Below are 18,811 nucleotides of genomic sequence, written 5' to 3'. Positions count from 1 at the left end.
CCGGTGCGCGGCGGCCGAGGCGCCCGCCGCCGCGCTCACCGCGGCGCGCTCACCCCTTCACGCCGCCCGTCGTCAGCCCCGCGATCAGGTGACGCTGCACCACATAGAACGCCGCCATGACCGGCAGCGACACGAGGAGCGCCCCCGCCGCGAACCGCTCCCACTGCGCGTCGTACTCGCCGATGTACCGCTGCAGCACCACCGGCAGCGTGAACATCTCCTCCTTGCCGAGCAGCGTCGCCGCGAGGATGAACTCGTTGTACGCCGTCATGATCGCGAACAGCGCCGTCACGGCGATCGCCGGCCGCGCCGCCGGGAGCACGACCCGGAGGAAAGCCTGGAATCGCGTCGCCCCGTCGACCATCGCCGCCTCCTCCAGGTCGACCGGGATGGCCTCGAACGCCGCCCGGAGCTGGAAGATCGAGAACGGCACCGCCGTCGACGCGTAGCAGAGCACGAGCCCGGTCCGCGAGTTGAGCAGGCCGAGCGCGTCGAGCAGGAGGTACAGCGGGATCGCGCTCGCCACCGTGGGGAACATCTGCGTCGCGAGCAGCGCGCGCAGGCCGCGGTCCTTGCCGAGGAACTGGAAGCGCGCGAGCGCGTACGCCGCCGGGACCGCGACGGAGACGCCGACCGCCGCCGTCGCGAGCGCGACGACGATCGAGTTGGCGAGCTGGCGGGGGAAGAGCCAGATCGGCTCGCCGCCGACCTTCTTCGACGTCGTGACCACCGCCACGAGGTGCTCGAACGTCGGCTGGTTCGGGATGGGCAGCACCTCCGGCACCGGCGGGCGCGCCCCGGAGAAGGCGATCGAGGCGACCCAGAGCACCGGGTACAGCGCGAAAGCGACCGCCGCGATCAGCGCGGCGTGCACCGCGATCGACTCGACCGGAGAGGGCCTCCGCGTCACGCGGCCTCCGTCGCCGCCGCCGGCACGGGCGCCGATCCCGCCTCGGCCCCGCCCTTCGGGAGGGCCGACACAGGCGTCCGCCGCCGGAAGCGCCACTCCCGCGTCGCGAGCGTCAAGAGCAGGAAGATGAGCACCGAGTACGCCGCCGCGTAGCCGTACTGGGCCTCGCGGGTGAACGCCCACCGGTACGCCTCGGAGACGAGGATGTCCGTGGTGCCGTCCGGGTCGCCGCCGGACACCAGGAACACGACGTTGAACATGTTGAACGTCCAGATCGCGCCCAGCGTCACCGCGGGCGCGAGCACCGGCCTGATCAGAGGCAGCGTAATTTTCCGCAGACGCTGCCACCGCGTTGCGCCGTCGACCTCGGCGGCCTCGAGCACATCGTCCGGAACGGCGGTGAGCGCGCCCAGCGTGACGACCATCATGAACGGGAACCCGAGCCAGACGTTGGTCGTCACGTTGGCCGTGAACGCCGTCGTGAAGCTCGAGAACCAGGAGATGGGCTCGATGCTCGTCCCGAGCGCGGAGTTCACCGCCTCGATGAGGCCGGTGACGGCCCCGAACTGCCGGTGGAACATGCCCTTCCAGGACAGCGCGGTCACGTAGCTCGGCACGGCCCAGGGCACGATGAGGAGCACCCGGTAGAGCGCCCGGAGGCGCAGGGTCGGGCGGTGCAGGAGCAGCGCGAGCGAGACGCCGAGGAGGACGTGGAGGCAGAGGTTCACCGCGGTCCAGAGCACGGTCACCGCGAGCACGAGGTAGAACGAGCCGCTCGCGAAGAGCGGCCCGCCGCGGGCCGTGAGGATGCTGATGAAGTTGGCGAGGCCGACATACCGGAGGCCCTCGCCCCTGCCGGCGAAGAGCGACGTCGCCGCGCCGATGACGAGCGGGACGACGACGAGCACGCCGATCGCGACGACCGCGTGCGCGACGTACTTGTAGGCTGGAATCGAGCGTCCGAACGAGCGTTTGAGGGACCGCCGGAACAAACGCCAGTGCGCGGTGCCAGGCGCCGCGCGCCTCGAGGCGCGGACCCACCGGAGCGCGAGCAGCAGCGCGAGCGCGCCGAGCGCGGCGAGGAGCGGCGCCGGCGAGGCGGGGGGCGGGAGCGGCCGGCGGACGTCGTCGAAGCGGCGCTTGGCCTCGGAGAGCGCGGCGTCGGGGGGCGCGTCGCCCCGGAGCACCTTGCGGATCGCGCGCGTGGACGGCTCCCAGGTCGAGCGCATCGCCGGCGAGGTCGGCATCGGGATGGCCACCTTGGCCTGCTCGGTGAACGCCACGATGAAGGCGTCGCCGGCCGGGATCGCCACGTCGCTCCGCACCGGCGGCGTCCGCGCCACCCGGAGCCGCGTGGCCGCGGCCGCGGCGCCGGCGAGGTGGCGCGCGAGCGCTCGCGCCCCGGCGCGCCGCGCGCCCTGGGGAGAGAGCATCACCGCCTCGACGGTCAAGAACGGCCGCATCGGGAGGCCGGTCTCGCGCACCTTCGGGAGCGGGACGACGCGGGCGCGCCGCCTCGCCTCTTCCCGGAGGCCGCCCGCGAACCACGGCCCGCTGATCACGAACGCGGCGCGGCCCGCGTTGAACAGGTCGGTCACCAGCGCGCCGTTCGCGTCCTCCGGGACGATCCGCCGCGCGATCAGCGAACGGACGAGCTCGAGCGAGCGCTCGGGCCCCGGGCCGACGAAGCCGAACTCGTCGTCCTCGCCCAGCATCGCGCCGCCGAACGCCGCGAGGATCGGCATGTGCGCGTAGGCGTTCGCCGCCTCGTACGCGAGCGGATAGACGCCCTGCGGGAGCGAGCCGGCCAGCGCCTCGATGTCCTCGAGGGTCGCCGGGGCCTCCTTCACGAGCGCGGTGTTCATGTAGAGCGCCACGCATTTCTGGCTGATCGGCAGGCCGAGGATCTCGCCCCCCTGCCGGACCGCGGCGAGCGCCGGCCCCTGGAACACGGCCTCGCCGCCCGGCTCGAGCGCGTCGCCCACGGGCGCGACGAGGTCGCGCGCGCGGAAGTCGCCGAGCCGCTCGTGGGCGTCGATGAACAGATCGGGCCCCTCCCCCATCGGGATCGCGGCCTGGAGCTTCGAGGCGTAGGCGTCGAACGGGACGGCGAGGACCTCGACCTCCTCGCCCTCGAAGGCCGCGACGATGGCGTCGAGCGCCCTGGCCTCGTCGTCGCGGTAGGCGTGCCACAGCCGGATCGGTGCCGCGGCCGCGAGCGCGGGCAAGAGGAGGATCAGCGCGGGCGCAGCGAGCGTGAGCGCGAACGCGAGCGCGAAACGACAGCGACGGCTCGGCACGGTCGCCTCACGCTTCTCGCAGGCTCAGCCCGGAGTCCGCGTCGAACAGGTGCACCTGGCGGAGCGCGACGCGCACGGTGTCCCCCTTGCCGACGCGCGCCGCCGGGTCGAGGCGCGCAACGAACGGCGCCCCCGCGACGGTGCCGTGCGCATACGACTCGGCCCCGAGGGCCTCGACGATCGCCACCTCGAACGGGGTGCCGCCGTCGCGCGGGGCGAGGTCCACCTCGTGCGGGCGCACGCCGACCGTCACGCGCCGCCCGGACGAGAGCGCGCCCGGGAAGTCGGCCGCGTCGATGTCGATGGCGAGGTCGCCCTGGGCCGCGACCCACCTGTCGCCGCGCCTCTCCAGGCGCGCGTCGACGAAGTTCATGGCCGGGCTGCCGAGGAAGCTCGCCACGAACTGGGTGCGAGGCCGGGCGAAGACCTCGAGAGGCGGACCCGACTGCTCGACGACGCCCTTGTTGAGCACGAAGATCTCGTCGGCGAGCGTCATGGCCTCGACCTGATCGTGGGTGACGTAGACGCTCGTCGCGCCGAGCCGATCGTGCAGCTTGCGGATGTCGACCCGCACCTGCGCGCGCAGCGCGGCGTCGAGGTTCGAGAGCGGCTCGTCGAACAGGAAGAGCTGCGCCCGCCGCACGATGGCCCTGCCCATGGCCACGCGCTGCCGCTGGCCGCCGGAGAGCGCCCGGGGGTGCCGCTCGAGGAGCGGGCCGAGCCCGAGCATCTCCGACGCCTCCTTCACGCGCGCCTCGATCTCGGCCGGCGGCGTCTTCCGGAGCTTCAGGCCGAAGGCGAGGTTCTCGCGCACCGTGAGGTGCGGGTAGAGGGCGTACGACTGGAACACCATCGCGATGTCGCGATCGCGCGGCTCCAGCCGCGTGACGTCGCGGTCGTCGAGCGCGATCGTGCCGTCGTCCGCCTCCTCGAGCCCGGCGAGCAGCCTGAGCAGCGTCGACTTGCCGCAGCCGCTCGGGCCCACGAGGACGGCGAACGATCCGTCGGGCACGTCGACCGAGACGCCGCGCAGCACGTGGGTCTGGCCGAATCGCTTGTTGAGTCCGCGCACTTTGACAGACGCCATATTGGAGACTCTCTTGGAAGGCAGGAGTGCCAGGGAGGATCAGAGACCATGGATGACCTGGTCTTCCGGGATGAGCAGCGCCCCGCTCACCGGGGGCAGCGTGACGGTGACGGCGCCGTTCGCGCCCACCCTATATCTCTTTTTTTCGGGCGAGAGCACGTCGACGAGCACGGTCCCCCGCGTCAGGCCCGTGGTCATCGCCGCCCCCTCGAAGCTCGTGGCGCTCTGCTTCCGGGGGTGCGTGTTGAGCACCACGAGCGCGTAGTCGCCGTCCGGCTCCCCCCGGTCGAACGCGAAGATCCCCGCGTCCTCGTCCTGTTCGCCCGTCCGCTCCGTCGACCAGCGCACCCGCTGCTCGCCGAGGGTGAGCGCCTGGTAGCCCCTGCGCAGCGCCGTGAGCCGCTGGACCCACCGGAAGAGCGGGCGCTGCGTGTCATAGCCGCTCTCCCAGAGATCTTCGCGGTTCGCCGGGTCGTCGCCGCCGCTGAAGCCCTGCTCCGTGCCGTAGTACAGGCAAGGGATGCCGTCCTCGGTGAAGAGGAACAGGAGCGCGTTCTTGAGCGCCGCCTCGGGATCGGCCTTGAAGGGCGAGGCGCCCGGGCCGACATGGAGGAAGCGCGGGACGTCGTGGTTGTCGATGAAATTGACCAGCGCCTTCAGCGGCGGAACACCGATGCCGTTCGCGTTCGGCTCAGCGCCGTAGTTGAGCGCCCGCGCGTCCCAGAGCTCCTCGATCCGCCGCGTGGCCCGGGCGTCCCGGAAAACATCTCGAAAGACCTGATAGTGCTGGGGGAAATACAGGACGGAGTCGACCGAGTCCCCCGTGATCGGCGCGGTGCCCGGACAGCCCCCCTCCGCCTCGCCGCCGTTCTCGCGCGCGAGATCGCCGCCGAGCGCTTGGTCGTGCGGGTGAGCCGGGACCTCGTGCCTCGTGAAGCTGCCGACGAGGTCGTCCTCGCCGTCGAAGGCCTCGCCGAACATGAAGAAACGGGTCTTGCCCATCGCGGCCAGCTGCAGCCGGACGTTCTGCGTGAAATAGCGCCAGAACTCGTGCTCGACGTGCTTCAGCGTGTCGATGCGGAACCCGTCGACGTCGGTGAGCTCGACCCAGCGCACGAAGACGTCGACCATCGCCCGCTTCACGTCGCAGCGGGAGGTGTCGATGTCCTTGAGGCCGCCCGGGAGATCGCCGTGCACGAGCTGGTCGAGATCCTCGAAATCGAGGATGCGCCCCTTGCGGTTGTACACCTCGGGGTTCTGGAAGACCTCGGGCCGCGGCGGGAGGTGGTTGGTCGCGGGTTCGCGGCGGAAGACGATCGGCGCCCGACCGGACTTGCCGAGCGGCGTCCGCGCCTGGACGCCGCGAGGGTCGAACTCCGGATCGTACTCGTTCACCGCCTCGAGCTGGAGGCGCCCGTCCCCGCCGCTGCCGTGGGCGTCCGCGTCGGGCTGCCCGTTCTCGTTGATGTCGTAATAGAACAGCTGGCCGACGTGGTTCGTCACGATGTCGAGGATGACCTTCATGCCGCGGTCGTGGGCCGACGCGACGAGCCGGCGCAGCGACGCGAGGTCGCCGAAATGGGGGTTCAGCTCCGTGAAATCCTGCGTCCAGTAACCGTGATATCCGTCGACACCCGCGTCGGTGTCGACGTTCTTGACGATCGGCGAGATCCAGAGCGCGGTGACACCGAGCTCCTCGAGGTAGGGCAGACGCTCCTCGAGCCCCTTCCAGTCGCCGCCGTGCCACCTGCCCGGCCCCGAGGACACCCGGGTGTTGTTCCCCGCGTCGCCGTCGGCGAAGCGGTCTATCAGCACCTGATAGATGATCTCCTCCCGCCAGTCGCTCGCGTGCGTCCCGAGCGAGAGCGAGACCGACCGCGCGGGCTCCTGGTCGAGCTCGGCGCACGCCCCCGCGAAAAGCGCGAGCGAGGCGGCCCCGGCCGCCCGCGCGGTCCGCCAGAGGGAGAGTCTCGATCGCCGCCGGTCCATCGTGATCACCTTAGCTCGGCGTGTCGCGCCATCACACATCCACGCGAGCCGACACACGCGCCGGACGAGAGCCCATCTCGCCTGATGAGCCCGATGGGCAGCGGCGCGGCCGGCGCGAGCGCGTCCGGGTCAGGCCGCCCGCGCGCTCCGGCAGGCACTTCTGGAGTGTCAGGCAAAGCCGTAGTATCCGCAGGAGCCCTCCGAGCCGCAGAGCGCAATGCACAGACGAGCAGCGGCACGGCGGCCAGCGCGGCCACGACGCGATTCTGCCCCACCCTCAACGCACCTCGCACGGCGCGGACGCTACACCGGCAGCAGTGGACCGGTCCACGATTTCTGGACGTAAAAGCGGGCTTTCGCGGCGCGACACGATCGGCGCACACGCAATCGCGCCGCGCGCAACGCAGGCGCGCAGGCGCGCAGGCGCGCAGGCGCACAGCAGAGCCCGGGCCGCGCGTCGCCGGCGCCTCCGCGGACGAGTCCCGATCGCGTGAGCGCCAGCCCATCCGGTCGAGGCGACATTCGCGTGACATTCACCGCGCCGTCGCGAGCCCTGTTGTTTCACCGCGGACGCCAGCGACACGGGCTGTCGTTCCGTTGACGGTCCTGGCGTCGCATGGCACCGTCAGATTCGTGACCTTCTCGGCGCCTCCCGACCTCGATCAGGCGAAGGCCAGTGCCCGAGATCACAGGCGCCGGTTCCAGGCGGGCGGGACCGTGGGCGAGGGCGTGATCTATATCGAGCGCCCCGCGGACAGAGAGCTCTTCGAGGCGCTCCTGCGCGGAGAGCTCTGCTATGTGCTGTCGCCCCGACACATCGGGAAGTCCAGCCTGCGACTCCAGGTCTCGATGCGGCTCCGCGCCGAGCAGGTGGAGTGTGCGAGCGTCGATCTCGGGGCGCTCGGCACCGACACCACCTCGCCGGTGAGCTGGTACCTCGGGCTCGCCTCGGAGATCGCCGAGCAGCTCGGGCTGGAGCCGCCGGACGAGTTCTGGGACGCGCACTGGCACCTCGGGCCGGTGCACTGCTGGTTGCGCTGGCTCGAGGACGTCGTGCTCGTGGAGATCTCCTCCGCGATCGTCCTGTTCATCGACGAGGTCGACGCCACGCTGAACCTGCCGTTCTCGCGGGACGATTTCTTCGCCATCCTCCGGGCCTTCGTGAACCGGCGCGCGGAGCGCCCCGCCAACGCCCGGCTGACCTTCTGCCTGCTCGGGGCGGCGGCGCCCTCGGAGCTCGCCGCGGATCCGGCGCGCGCGCCGTTCAACATCGGCCGCCCGATCCGGCTCGACGACTTCACCCGCGCCGAGGTGCGCGGCTTCCGCGCCGGCCTGGAGGGGCTCGCGGCCGACCCCGACGCGCTGCTCGACGCGGTCTTCGCGTGGACCTCGGGGCACCCTTACATGACGCAGCGGCTCTGCGCCGATCTCGCCGGAGAGCGGCGCGATCTCGACGTCGACGAGGCCGTGGCGCGGCGGTTCCTGGACCAGGGCCGGACCGAGGACCCGAACCTGCGCCACGCGGAGCGATGCCTGGAGGCGCAGGGGCCCCGCTGCGGGCGGGCGCCGGCGCTCCTCCGGCTGTACAAGCAGCTGCTCGATGGCCACCGGGTGGGCGTCGACGCCGGGGACCCGATCCAGCGGACGCTGCTGCTCTCGGGGCTCTCCGTGGAGCGGACGGCGGCCTCGGGCGCGCCGTACCTCGACGTGCGCAACCGCGTCTTCCGCCGCGTCTTCGACCGGGCGTGGGTCCTGTCGCGCGAGGCGGACCGGGCCACGAGGGAGCCTCTCGCGCGCTGGCTGTCGCACGGGCGGAGGGACGACTACCTCGTCGGCGGCGTGGCGCTCGCGGAGCTCACGTCGTGGTGCGACGGCCGGGGGGACCTCTCGGCGGAGGAGACGGCGTTCCTCTCCGCCTGCGCGCGGGCGGAGGGCCAGAGGCGATCGACGCGGCGTCTCATCACCGTGCTCGCCGTCGCCGTCACGCTGCTCGGCGGCCTGATCCTCGTGCTCGTCTGGCAGATGGGGAAGGAGGAGCGGGCGCTGCTCCGCGCGCAGCAGGAGTCGCGCGAGAACGACGCCCGGCGGCTCGCGGCCCAGTCGGCGAAGGAGCGCGCCGAGGGCCTGCTGCCCCGCGCGCGCCTGCTCGCCGTGGAGGCGGCCCTCGCCGCCAGGGCGAGCGGCCGCCCCGCGGGCCCCGCCGTGGTGCAGGCGCTCGGCGACGCGGTCTGGGGCCCCGCCGTCGACCAGGAGGTGCTCGTCGGGGGCGGCGGCGCGGTCCAGCACGCGGCCTTCAGCCCCGACGGCCGCCTCGTCGCCACCGCCTCGGCCGACGGGGCCGCGCGGATCTTCCGCCTCGGCGGGCACGACGAGCCGCTCGTGCTGCGCGCCCGCACCCCCGGCGGCGTCGTCGCCGTCGCGTTCAACCACGACGGGAGCCTCCTGGCGACCGCGTCGACCGACGGCGCGGTGCGCCTGTGGCGCCCCGACGGCCGCGAGGACCGCGCGCTCAGCACGAGGGACGTCGCGCCGACCAGCGTGGCGTTCAGCCCGGATGGCAGCCGCGTCGTCGCGGGGACGACGGGCGGCGCGATCTACGTGTGGCGCCCCGACATGGAGGGCGAGCCGCCGCTCGTCGTGCCCCTGGGCGAGCGGCTCATCCGGCGCGCGGTGTTCAGCCACGACGGCGCCCGGATCCTCGCCACGGCGATCAGCGGGACGGTCTACGTCGTCCGCGCCGACGGGCACGGCGCCCCCGCGGCGCTGAAGGGGCTCGGGCCGGGCGTCGAGGGCGCGGACACGAGCCCGGTGGACGACCGCGTCGTCCTCGCGACGGGCGACGGGACGGCGCGCATCCTCGGCGCGGACCGGCGTGAGCCCGTCGTCCTCCGCGGGCACGAGGGCGCGGTGCGCAGCGTCGCGTTCAGCGCCGATGGCGCCGCGGTCGTCACGGCCTCCGCGGACGGGACCGCGCGCGTCTTCCGCGCGGACGGCAAGGGCGCGCCGATGGTCCTCGAGGGCCACGAGGGGGTCGTGAACAGCGCCGCCTTCAGCCGCGACGGCGCGAGCGTCGTCACCGCGTCGGAGGACGGCACCGCGCGGGTGTGGCGGCTCGACGGGCCGGGCGAGCCGCTGCTCCTGCGCGGCCATGCGGGGCCGCTGACCGGCATCGCCGTCAGCCACGACGGCAGCAGGATCGCCACCGCCGGGACCGACAAGACCGCGCGCGTCTTCCGGGCCGACGGCTCGGGCGAGCCCGTCGTCCTCCGCGGGCACGAGGACCACCTGCTCAGCGTCGACTTCAGCCCCGACGGGAGCCGCGTCGTCACCGGCTCGGCCGACAAGACGGCGCGGATCTGGCGCGCCGATGGGCGGGGCCAGCCGATCGTGCTCGGCGTCCACGACGACCGGGTGGTGGGCGTCGCCTTCAGCCCCGAGGGCACCCGGATCGTCACGACCTCGTGGAACGGCATCCTGCGCGTGTTCGAGGACGGCGTCCCGGGCGAGCCCGTCGTGCTGCGCGACGAGCGCGCGGGGCTGCTCAGGGCGGCGTTCAGCCCCGATGGCCAGCACATCGTGGCGACGTCGGGGCCCAACGTGAAGGTGTGGCCCGCGGACGGCCGCGGCGTCCCTCGCGTCCTCCCGTCGGGGTACGAGGATCGCGCGATCGCCGCGATCGCGGTGAGCCCGGACGGGAACCACGTCGCGATCGCCGCGCTCGACGGCTGCGTGCGGCTGCTCCGCGTCGACGGCCAGGGCCAGCCCCTCCTCCTGAGCGGCCTCGGCGCGGCGGTCCGGACCGTCGCGTTCAGCAGCGACAGCGCGCGCCTCGTCGCGGTGTCGAGCGACGGCATCGCGCGGGTGCTCCCCGTCGACGGGCAGGGCGAGGCGATCACCCTCCGCGCCGAGGGCGTCACGCTGACGGACGCCGTGTTGAGCCCGGATGCCACCCGGGTCGTGACCGCCGCGAACGACGGCGCGGCGCGCGTCTTCTCGATCGCGGCCGAGCCCCTGATGGCGCGCGCGTGCGCCTACGCCGGGCGCAACTTCACGCGCGAGGAATGGGCGCAGCTCATGCCCGGCATCGACTACCGCGCCACGTGCCCCGAGTGGCCAGGCGCCCCCGAGCAGGACGCCGGCGCAGCGCCGCGGCTGGACGTGCGCTGAAGCGGGGAATCGTCGGTGATTGTCCGGGAGTGTCGGCGCTCTCCGCGCTGGGCCGTGCTCGTCTATCGGCTGCACGCGTAAACGTGAACCGGCGTGAATCGACGTGAACCGACGTGAACCGGCGTGAACCAACGCGAACTGCGAGCGGCAAGGCGCATGGCAGCAGCCCCACAGGATGCCTCTCCCACCTTTATTCCGTGGGGGCGGACGTTCTTGTCATGGTTCGCGCTTGAGCGGGAACCATGTATGCTCGGCCAGGCTTGCTCGCCCTCTGCCGCGCACTGCGCGGCCCCTGATCGCTGCCCGGTCTATGGCCCCGCTCGACCTGCACGCCGAGGAGCCCAACCTCGTGGACACCGCCGCTGCGCGGATCGGGACAGCCCTGAACGCCAAGTGGCGGCTGGACGATCTGCTCGGCGTCGGCGGCATGGGCGCGGTGTTCGCGGCGACCCACCGCAGGGGGACGCGGGCGGCGGTCAAGGTCCTCCACATCGAGTTCGCGCGCAACGCCGAGCTGCGGGACCGCTTCCTGCGCGAGGGCAAGATCGCGAACCGGGTCGATCACCCGGCGCGCGTCGCCGTGGTCGAGGACGACCTCAGCGACCGCGGGGAGCCGTTCCTCGTCATGGAGCTGCTCTCCGGCACCACGCTCCAGCGGCTCGCGAGCAGCGCCGGCGGCACCCTCCCGGTCGCCCAGGTGCTGCCCGTCTTCGACGTCGTGCTCGATCTGCTCGAGAAGTGCCACTCGATCGGCATCGTCCACCGCGACATCAAGCCGGCGAACATCTTCGTCACGAGCGCCGGCCACGTGAAGGTCCTCGACTTCGGCATCGCCCGGATGCGCGATCCCGAGCGGCAGGCCACGCGCGCGGGGCTCACGTTCGGCACGCCGGCCTTCATGTCGCCCGAGCAGGCGATGGGCGTGTCAGGCATCGACGGCCGGTCCGACCTCTGGTCGGTCGGCGCGAGCCTGTTCACCCTCCTTTCGGGCAAGCGGCTCAACCGCGGCCGGAGCGAGTCCGAGTCGTATTTCCTCGCGGCGACGCAGACCGCGCCGTCGATCGCGACCGAGGTCCCCGACCTGCCTGTCGAGATCGTGGCGTTCGTCGACAAGGCGCTCGCCTTCGAGCGCGGGGGCCGCTTCCAGAGCGCCGCCGCGATGCGCGGCGAGCTCCGCCGGCTGACGGCCGCGCACGCCGCCGGCCAGCTGACGCCCTCGCGCGAGAAGAAGGCGCCGCGCGTGCTCGTCCGCGGCAACGACACCATCGACGAGGACCAGGATCCGCCGTCGATCGCGCTCGTCGAGCAGACCTGCCAGCGGCTCGTCGGCGTCTGGAAGCAGCTCGCGCTCGTGCTCAGCAACATCCGCCAGTACGGGTGGAACCACCCCCACGTGAACAAGGGCATCCACTTCGCTTTCGACGAGATCACGCGGACGCTCTCGCAGAACCCCCTCGGCGTACGCTGGGAGGTCACCCCGAGCGCGTTCACCTCGGGCGGCCAGCCGATCTGGCAGCCCGACAGGCCCCCGTTCGATCGCATCCCCTACCAGCTCTTCGCCGACGGCATCCGGAAGATCCAGATCAAGGCCGGCATCACCGAGGCCGAGCTCCGCGATTTCGCCGCCATCCTGCTCCGCGACCAGAGCTTCGGCATGGGCGAGGACGACGACGCCGTGACGGCGCTCTGGGACCGGCGCTTCGAACACATCGCGTACATGGCGATCGACCAGTTCGCCGAGGGCGACGAGGATCTGGAGGATTTCGAGGAGCAGTGCCGGGAGGTCGCGGTAGGGGCGCGCGCCCTCGCGCAGATCGAGAGCCTCTGGGACGAGAGCTCGCTCGCGGGCAGGGCGCTGCAGAGGAACGTCGAGGCGGCGCTCGCGGAGACCGGCGCGGCCGCCTCGGCGCTCGCCATCGACCCGCTGACCCGGAGCACGCTCGGCGCCCAGATCTCGCTGCCGTCGGAGCAGTGGAACGAGCGCTACATGGACGCGTTCGTCGACGGCTACGTGGACGCCGTCCGGCACGGCGACGAGGTCCGCATGACGGGGGCGCTCACCGCGTGGACCGCCGACCAGATCGTCCTGCACAGCTACGAGCTCGCGTTCGAGGTGCAGACGATGCTCCGGCGCGCGTTCTTCGCGCGGCTCGACGGCATGCAGCGCGGTACGACGGGTGCGGCAGGTGCGGCAAGTCGAGCGAGCGCCGCGCTGCCGCAGCTCTCGCCGCGCGCCGTCGACCGGGCGCTCGCGCAGGCGATGTTCCCGGTCGAGGCGCTCAGGGCGATCCTCAACGATCTCGCGACGGCTCACCCGGAGGAGCCGGCGGCCGCCGGCGCGGCGGCCGCGGGTGCGTCAGCCCCCGGCGCGGCGGGCCATGGCGCGGCGGCCACCGGCGCCGCGTCCGCAGGCGCTGCCCTCGGCGGCGCGGCGTCCGCAGGCGTGGCAGCGCAGGCCGGCGCGGGCAGAAGCGCGGCGCAGGCCGGCGCAAGCCGGAACACCATGCTGGCCGGCGCAGGCCGGAGCGCGGCGCAGGCCGACGCAGGGCGCAGCGCGGCGCAGGCCGGCGCAAGCCGGAACACCATGCTGGCCGGCGCGAGCCGGAACGCGGCACAGACCGGCGCGAGCCGGAGCGTGGCGCCGCTCGACCCGGCGATCGTCGAGGGGCTGGCCCACGCGCTCGACGCGCTCGAGGACGGCTCGCTCTTCAGCGCCGCATGCCAGTGCCACGGCGCGGTGCAGTCCGAGCGCCTGCGCGAGGTCCTGTTCGCGTACATGCGGCGGTGGGCGCCGGGCCGGGAGGCCGAGCTCGGGGACCTGCTCTCTCGCGCCCCGGTCCCCCTCGCCCTGACGCTCCTCCAGCTGCTCGCGCAGCTCAAGACCCCCGGCGCCCTCGCCGCGCTGGAGGCGGGCTTCGTGAGCCCGCACGTCGAGGTGCGCATCAGCGCGCTCGCCGAGCTCCCCGACGCCGCGGCGAGCGAGAGCGGCTCCGCGAGCTCCGCCGCCGAGCGCGTCCGGGACGAGCTCCAGAAGCTCCTCGACGACCCCGCGCCGCCGGTGCGCTGCGAGGCCCTGCGCCTCATCGGCAAGCTCGGCGTCCTCGCCGCGGGCCCGACGCTCGTGCGGAGGATCGTCGCGCCGTCGTTCCACGACCTCTCGGGGGCAGAGCGGCGGCAGTGGCTCGAGACCGTCGCGCAGCTGAACCCCGCGCGGGCCGAGAAGCTCGCGATCGAGCTGCTCGAGAAGCGCCAGCTCATCCCGTCCGAGGCGATCGAGCAGACCCGCGAGCTGGCCGCGCACTTCCTCTGCCAGGCGCGGAGCTACGAGGCGCTCCGCGCGGTCAAGGAGGCGACCAAGCCGCGCTGGTGGAACACCCCGCCGGTGCGCGACGCCGCCGCGCGCGCCGCGGTCGCGATCGCCGCGCGCCTGGTCGCGCCGACCCGCCCGAGCGAGCGCCCGCCGGTGCCGGCGCCCCCGGACGCGAGCGCGCCGCCCTCCCGCGCAAAGCGCTCGTACTCACCCGTCTCGGTCCGGCGCGTGAGCCCGGGCGGGCCGCTCAGCCTGCCGGACCAGCTCGAGCCGTGGAGCACCCCGCGCCCCGGAACCATGGCCCCGAACGGCGGCGACGCCGGCCGACCCGCCTACAGGGCGCCGCTCGTGTCGCCGGTGCCCGCCTCGACGAGCGCCGCCTCGGCGCCTCCCACCTCCGTGCCGTTCAGCCGGCGTGGGCCGCCGCCGCCTTCCTCTGCCGCGTCGTCCACCCCGACGGCCGCGCCGCCGCCGATGCCGGCGTCGATGCCGCGCCCGGCCATGCCGCCGAGGTCCCCCGCCCCGCCCTCGAGCGCCAGCGCCACGCCGTACAGCGTGCGGCAGGGCCCCGCCTCGTTGTCGCTCGGCGCGCCGTCCCGCACGGCCGTCGAGCCCGCGCCGAGCAGCGCGGTCCCCTCGACGAAGCCGGCGCCGTCTCCGTCCCCCCGGGGCGGGAGGAAGCCGTGAGCGAGGAGAAAGCCAACCTCCACGAGAGCACCGGCGACACGGCGATCTCGGGCGTGAAGGCCGACGTGCGGCGCCGCGCGGCGCTCGGCCTCGTGCAGATGATCTACCGGCTCGCGAAGGCGTGCCTCCTGCACAGCGACTCGAACCAGGCGGTGCTGTCGCTCGTTCCATCCGCGATCGACAGCATCGTCCAGTTCTGCGAGCTGTCGGGGAGCGAGGCCGCGACGATCGTGTTCGCGGGCAACACCCTCTTCATCAACGGCCAGATGCTCCGCGCCTCGCGCGAGACGTACGAGGTCGCCCTGGAGCTCGGCAGCTTCTTCGAGGCCTGCGACGTCTCGGAGCTCGTGCTCGACAAGACGGTCCGTCGCGCCGAGCTCGCCGCCTTCGCCCGCCTCCTCGCCGACGCCCAGCGCGACCGCAGCATCGCCGCGCGGCTCCTCCAGTCGAGCCTGAGGGGCGTCCGGGTCCGCAAGCTCACGAACCCGTTCCCTGGCGGGGCCATCGACGGCGACGGCACGCGCATCGGCCGGATCAGCCGCACCTACGCGGCGGCGATCCTCGTGATGCGGTCGTTCTACGCGGCCCTGCGCTCGTCCCCGGCGATCCTGCCGCAGCGGGTGAAGCGCGTCGCGCAGAAGCTCGTGGCCGCGGCCGAGGAGGACGCGCGCCTCCTGCTCTCGGTCGCGGCGGGCAAGATCGCCGACCCGGACGAGGCGGGCATCAGCGTGTCCACGGCGATCGTCGCGCTGGGCATCGCCCGGCAGCTCACGACCGACAGGAGGATGCTCGGGAGCCTCGTCACGGCGGCGCTGCTCTACGACGTGAGCCGGCTGCGGCTCACGGGGGTGCTCGCCGGCTCGGCCGACGGGGGCGAGCCTGTCGCGCGCTCTCTCCTCGAGCGCGGCCTGAGCGACGATGAGAAGGAGCGGCTGCCCGCGAGCGCGGCCGTCATGTTGACGGCGCTCGGCAAGCTGCACGCGCCCTCGATCACGCGCACGGTGATCGCCTACGAGGCGCTCGGGCTCCGGCAAGGCGGCCGGCAGGGCCCGCTCTACGGCGGCCGGCGCAGCCCCACGGTGCTCGCGCGGATCCTCGCGGCGGCCCGCCAGTTCACGGAGCTCCGGACGGCGCCTTTCCCGACGATCGAGACCGCGTCGGGCGGCGCCTCGTCGCTCGACGCCGTGCTCCAGCGCATGATCGCGGGCGCCGAGAGCGCGACCGACCGGGCGATCGGCAAGCTGCTCGTCGGCGCGCTCGGCATCATCCCGACCGGGACGTTCGTGCAGCTGAGCACCGGCGAGCTCGGGGTCGTCCTCTCGACGCCGCTGTCGCCCGCGCACTTCGCGCAGCCGCCGGTGCGCGTCCTGTTCGACGAGCAGGGTCACCTCCTCGGCGCGCCGCTCGACGTCGACCTCTCGGTGCGGGCGCCGGGCGCGGAGCCGTGCTTCATCGTCCGGCCCGTCGAGGTCGAGCCTCACCACGAGCGGGCGATCCGCGCCGCGTTCGGCTTCCGCCCCGGGAGGGGCGGCGCAGCGGGGGTGGAGTCGCGCGTGACGGCAGCCGCGCCGGTGCTCTTCGGCGACGAGGTCCCGCCGACGGAGCCGGGCGACACGCTCGCGCCGCGCGCGCTCCGCTCGGAGGACGGCGCGCGCTCCGCGCAGGCGCGCAAGGAGGCCGCGTGGCTCGGCAAGCCGCTCACGAGCGCCGCGCAGGCCGGATCGTCGCCGACCAGCGTGCAGCCGCGGCAGCCCGCGCAGGCGGAGCGCCCGGCGCCGGCCGAGCGGGGTCGCGACGAGAACCTCATCTCGACGCAGCCGCCCCCCTCGACGGCGGCGGCGCGCGCGGCGATGGCGGTCCCTCCTCCGCCGCGGTTGCCGCGGGACTCGCGGCCCTTCGGGCAGGTCGCGTCGACGAGGTACTCCGTGCCCGCGCCCGAGCCGACGCGCCCGTCGCGGCAGACCGAGCGCCGGGACGACGCGCCGGCGCGGGACCAGGGCGTGGGTCAGCTGCCGACGATCGGCCCTCCGGCGGGGTTCCCGGCGTCGCGGAGGTCGGGTGATCTCCGGCTCGGCGCGTCGGCGCGCCGGTCGGATTCCCGAGTCGATCCGGAGGATTGGGACTGGGACGACGAGCTCCCGACCATCGATCCGCCGCCGCCGGGGCCGCCGCCGACCTCGCGGAGCCCCTCCTTCACGTCCGAGCATCCGCCCGCCAGCGCGCTCGATCACGCGCCCACGTACACCCCGCCCCGTCCTTCCAGCCATGCGTCGGACCGCGCCCCTGGCTACCTGCCGCCCCGTCCTTCCTGCCATGCGTCGGACCGCGCCCCTGGATACGCGTCGCCACGTCCTCCCAGCCACGCGTCGGACCGCGCCCCTGGCTATCTGCCGCCCCGTCCTTCCAGCCATGCGTCGGACCGCGCCCCTGGCTACGCGTCGCCACGTCCTCCCAGCCACGCGTCGGACCGTGCCCCTGGCTACGCGCAGCCCCGCATCCCCAGCCCGGCGCCGGCCCGTGCTTCCAGCCACGCATCGGACCGTGCCCCTGGCTACGCGCAGCCCCGCATCCCCAGCCCGGCGCCGGCCCGTGCTTCCAGCCACGCGTCGGACCGTGCCCCTGGCTACGCGCAGCCCCGTATCCCCAGCCCGGCGCCGGCCCGTGCCTCGAGCCATGCGCCGGGTGGTGCCCCGAGCTACGCCCCGGAGCCTGTCCCGACGGAGCGGAACGCGCCGCGCGCGTTCTCCAGCTCCGGGTCCGGCCCGAGCCTGGACGAAGCGGACCTGACGTGGACCGACGAGCTGCCGACGCTCGATCCTCCCCCGCCGCCGAGCACGGAAGAGCTCGAGCGCGATCGGCTGCTCGCGGCGTACCTGGCCGAGCGCACGCCCTTCCCACAGGCTGGTCTTCATGAGTGGAGCGCGACGTCCAGCGAGGCGCCGGGGCGGGCCGAGGCGGACGTCGACGGCAGGTGGCGCGGCGACGCGCTGTCCCAGCGCGCGACGCCGGACTCGCGGGTGATGGCGCCGATCACCATGGCGCCGATCACCATGGCGCCGACCAGCTCCAGCTCCTTGGGCGCCACGAGGCGCCCGCGCGCGCCCATCCCGCGGGAGGAGCCGGAGGACGACGGGGATGAGCCTCCGGCGCCGGAGGGGCGGGACCGCTGATGGTCTGGCCCGCTGCGGCGAGCCGTGGGCTCGCTGCGCTGCTGCTCGCCGCGCCGGCGTGCGCCGACGACGGCGGGGATCCCCCTCCGGTCGAGGACGCCTGCAAGCTCGGGTACCTGGGCGAGGAGGGCGCCGACATCCGCATGGAGGTCACCGCGCTCGACTCGAGCGACGCGGCGCACCCGGTGAGCGACGGCGACGGGATCGACATCATCATGCCGCCGCAGGGCGGGCGGGTGCTCTTCCTGGGCGTCCGCGCGACGAACCTGAGCGCCTGCGGTGTCCAGCTGTCGGGCTCGCTCCGCGATCCCATGTCCGGGCGTGTGATGTCCGAGTCGAGGACGGTCAACCTCAAGCCGACCGGCGACGGCTGGGGAGCGAGCGTCGACGCCGACATCTCGACCTTCGCGAACGTGGGAGTCTGCCCGAACAACTGGTCGAGCAGCGACATCTTCGATCACGACTACGAGATCGTGGTGCAGGTGAAGGACAGGGAGGGCCGGACGGCGAAGCAGGTGCGGCAGGTCCGGCCGGCGTGCAACGAGCCCGAGTTCGAGGTCGAGTGCCGCTGCATCTGCAAATACGGGTACGTCCTCGGCGAGGCGTGCGAGTAGGCCGAAGCGCTGCGAGTCCAGCAGCGGAATGGCTGATCCGAAAAAAATAAAACTCGTTGGCAATGCGATCTCGTGATGCGCATGCACCGCCGCGCGTAACAGGCCAATCGCCAAGAACACGGCGCTCGCATGGGTGCTCGGCATGGTAAGATTCACCGCGATGTCGACGACCGTGCGCGAAGAGCTGCTGTGGTGGGTTGGCAAGGGGGAGGACCCAGAGGTCAAGGCGCGGGAGCGGGAGATCCTTCAGGCTCTGCTGGGCGCAAACCCGGACGTGCAGCAGAAGCTGGTCGAGCGGGGCCGCCTCTCCGAGGCCCGAACTGCGCTGCGCAGCGTGCTCGCGCAGCGGCAGCTCGCGCTGCGTCCTGAGGAGGACGCACGCATCGAGGGCTGCACCGAGCTCGAGGTCCTGGAACGGTGGCTCGAGCGCGCCGTCACCGCCATGACGGCGGCCGAAGCGTTGACGTAACGTCGAGCTGCCCTCCCTGGAGACGCCGCTCGTGGGGCAACCGGCTGAGCCGGCCGGCGTCGGGCCCTCGCCTCGCTCGCGCCGACGCACCGCCTCGCCCTACACTGC

The 18,811-nt window shown here is 73.5% G+C and carries 9 protein-coding genes; 5 read left to right on the top strand and 4 right to left on the bottom strand.

Features of this window, described 5'->3' with window-relative positions; genetic code table 11:
* Window positions 1-49: 49 nt before the first annotated feature.
* The 4 genes from POL72_RS40895 to POL72_RS40880 are packed head-to-tail and all read right to left on the bottom strand — an operon-like array spanning window position 50 to window position 6,286.
* Window positions 50-910: a sugar ABC transporter permease gene (locus POL72_RS40895; RefSeq protein WP_272102277.1), complete on the bottom strand. Its 861-nt coding sequence runs from the start codon at window positions 908-910 to the stop codon at window positions 50-52.
* Window positions 907-3,210 (bottom strand): extracellular solute-binding protein, encoded by a 2,304-nt coding sequence (locus tag POL72_RS40890; protein ID WP_272102276.1) that lies wholly within the window; start codon window positions 3,208-3,210, stop codon window positions 907-909. The genes POL72_RS40895 and POL72_RS40890 overlap by 4 nt, the downstream gene beginning before the upstream one ends.
* Window positions 3,211-3,217: 7 nt before the next feature.
* On the bottom strand, window positions 3,218-4,297 hold the full coding sequence (locus tag POL72_RS40885; protein ID WP_272102275.1) for an ABC transporter ATP-binding protein: 1,080 nt from the start codon (window positions 4,295-4,297) through the stop codon (window positions 3,218-3,220).
* Window positions 4,298-4,336: 39 nt separating this feature from the next.
* Window positions 4,337-6,286: an alpha-amylase family glycosyl hydrolase gene (locus POL72_RS40880; protein ID WP_272102274.1), complete on the bottom strand. Its 1,950-nt coding sequence runs from the start codon at window positions 6,284-6,286 to the stop codon at window positions 4,337-4,339.
* A gap of 633 nt (window positions 6,287-6,919) precedes the next feature.
* Between POL72_RS40880 and POL72_RS40875 the strand changes: the two genes are divergently transcribed.
* From POL72_RS40875 to POL72_RS40855, 5 genes are all read left to right on the top strand, one after another.
* Complete coding sequence (locus POL72_RS40875) at window positions 6,920-10,453, top strand: AAA-like domain-containing protein (RefSeq protein WP_272102273.1); 3,534 nt, start codon at window positions 6,920-6,922, stop codon at window positions 10,451-10,453.
* Window positions 10,454-10,763: 310 nt separating this feature from the next.
* Window positions 10,764-14,450 carry a serine/threonine-protein kinase gene (locus tag POL72_RS40870; RefSeq protein WP_272102272.1) on the top strand — a complete coding sequence of 1,229 codons (3,687 nt, stop codon included), beginning with the start codon at window positions 10,764-10,766 and terminating at the stop codon, window positions 14,448-14,450.
* Entirely contained in the window at window positions 14,447-17,620 is a 3,174-nt protein-coding gene (locus tag POL72_RS40865; protein WP_272102271.1) for a hypothetical protein, read from the top strand. The genes POL72_RS40870 and POL72_RS40865 overlap by 4 nt, the downstream gene beginning before the upstream one ends.
* Entirely contained in the window at window positions 17,620-18,234 is a 615-nt protein-coding gene (locus tag POL72_RS40860; protein WP_272102270.1) for a hypothetical protein, read from the top strand. Before POL72_RS40865 ends, POL72_RS40860 begins: the two co-directional genes overlap by 1 nt.
* Window positions 18,235-18,394: 160 nt before the next feature.
* Window positions 18,395-18,703 carry a hypothetical protein gene (locus POL72_RS40855; protein ID WP_272102269.1) on the top strand — a complete coding sequence of 103 codons (309 nt, stop codon included), beginning with the start codon at window positions 18,395-18,397 and terminating at the stop codon, window positions 18,701-18,703.
* Window positions 18,704-18,811 lie beyond the last annotated feature (108 nt).

It is taken from the genome of Sorangium aterium (genome assembly GCF_028368935.1).
GTDB lineage: Bacteria > Myxococcota_A > Polyangia > Polyangiales > Polyangiaceae > Sorangium > Sorangium atrum.
Note: the sequence above shows the minus strand (reverse complement) of the source record. Positions and strands in the feature narration are given on the sequence as shown.

Excerpts from the sequence above, each read along its gene's own strand:
- POL72_RS40855 (WP_272102269.1), top strand. The coding sequence starts at position 18,395 with ATGTCGACGACCGTGCGCGAAGAGCTGCTGTGGTGGGTTGGCAAGGGG.
- POL72_RS40880 (WP_272102274.1), bottom strand. The coding sequence starts at position 6,286 with ATGGACCGGCGGCGATCGAGACTCTCCCTCTGGCGGACCGCGCGGGCG.
- POL72_RS40870 (WP_272102272.1), top strand. The coding sequence starts at position 10,764 with ATGGCCCCGCTCGACCTGCACGCCGAGGAGCCCAACCTCGTGGACACC.
- POL72_RS40860 (WP_272102270.1), top strand. The coding sequence starts at position 17,620 with ATGGTCTGGCCCGCTGCGGCGAGCCGTGGGCTCGCTGCGCTGCTGCTC.
- POL72_RS40885 (WP_272102275.1), bottom strand. The coding sequence starts at position 4,297 with ATGGCGTCTGTCAAAGTGCGCGGACTCAACAAGCGATTCGGCCAGACC.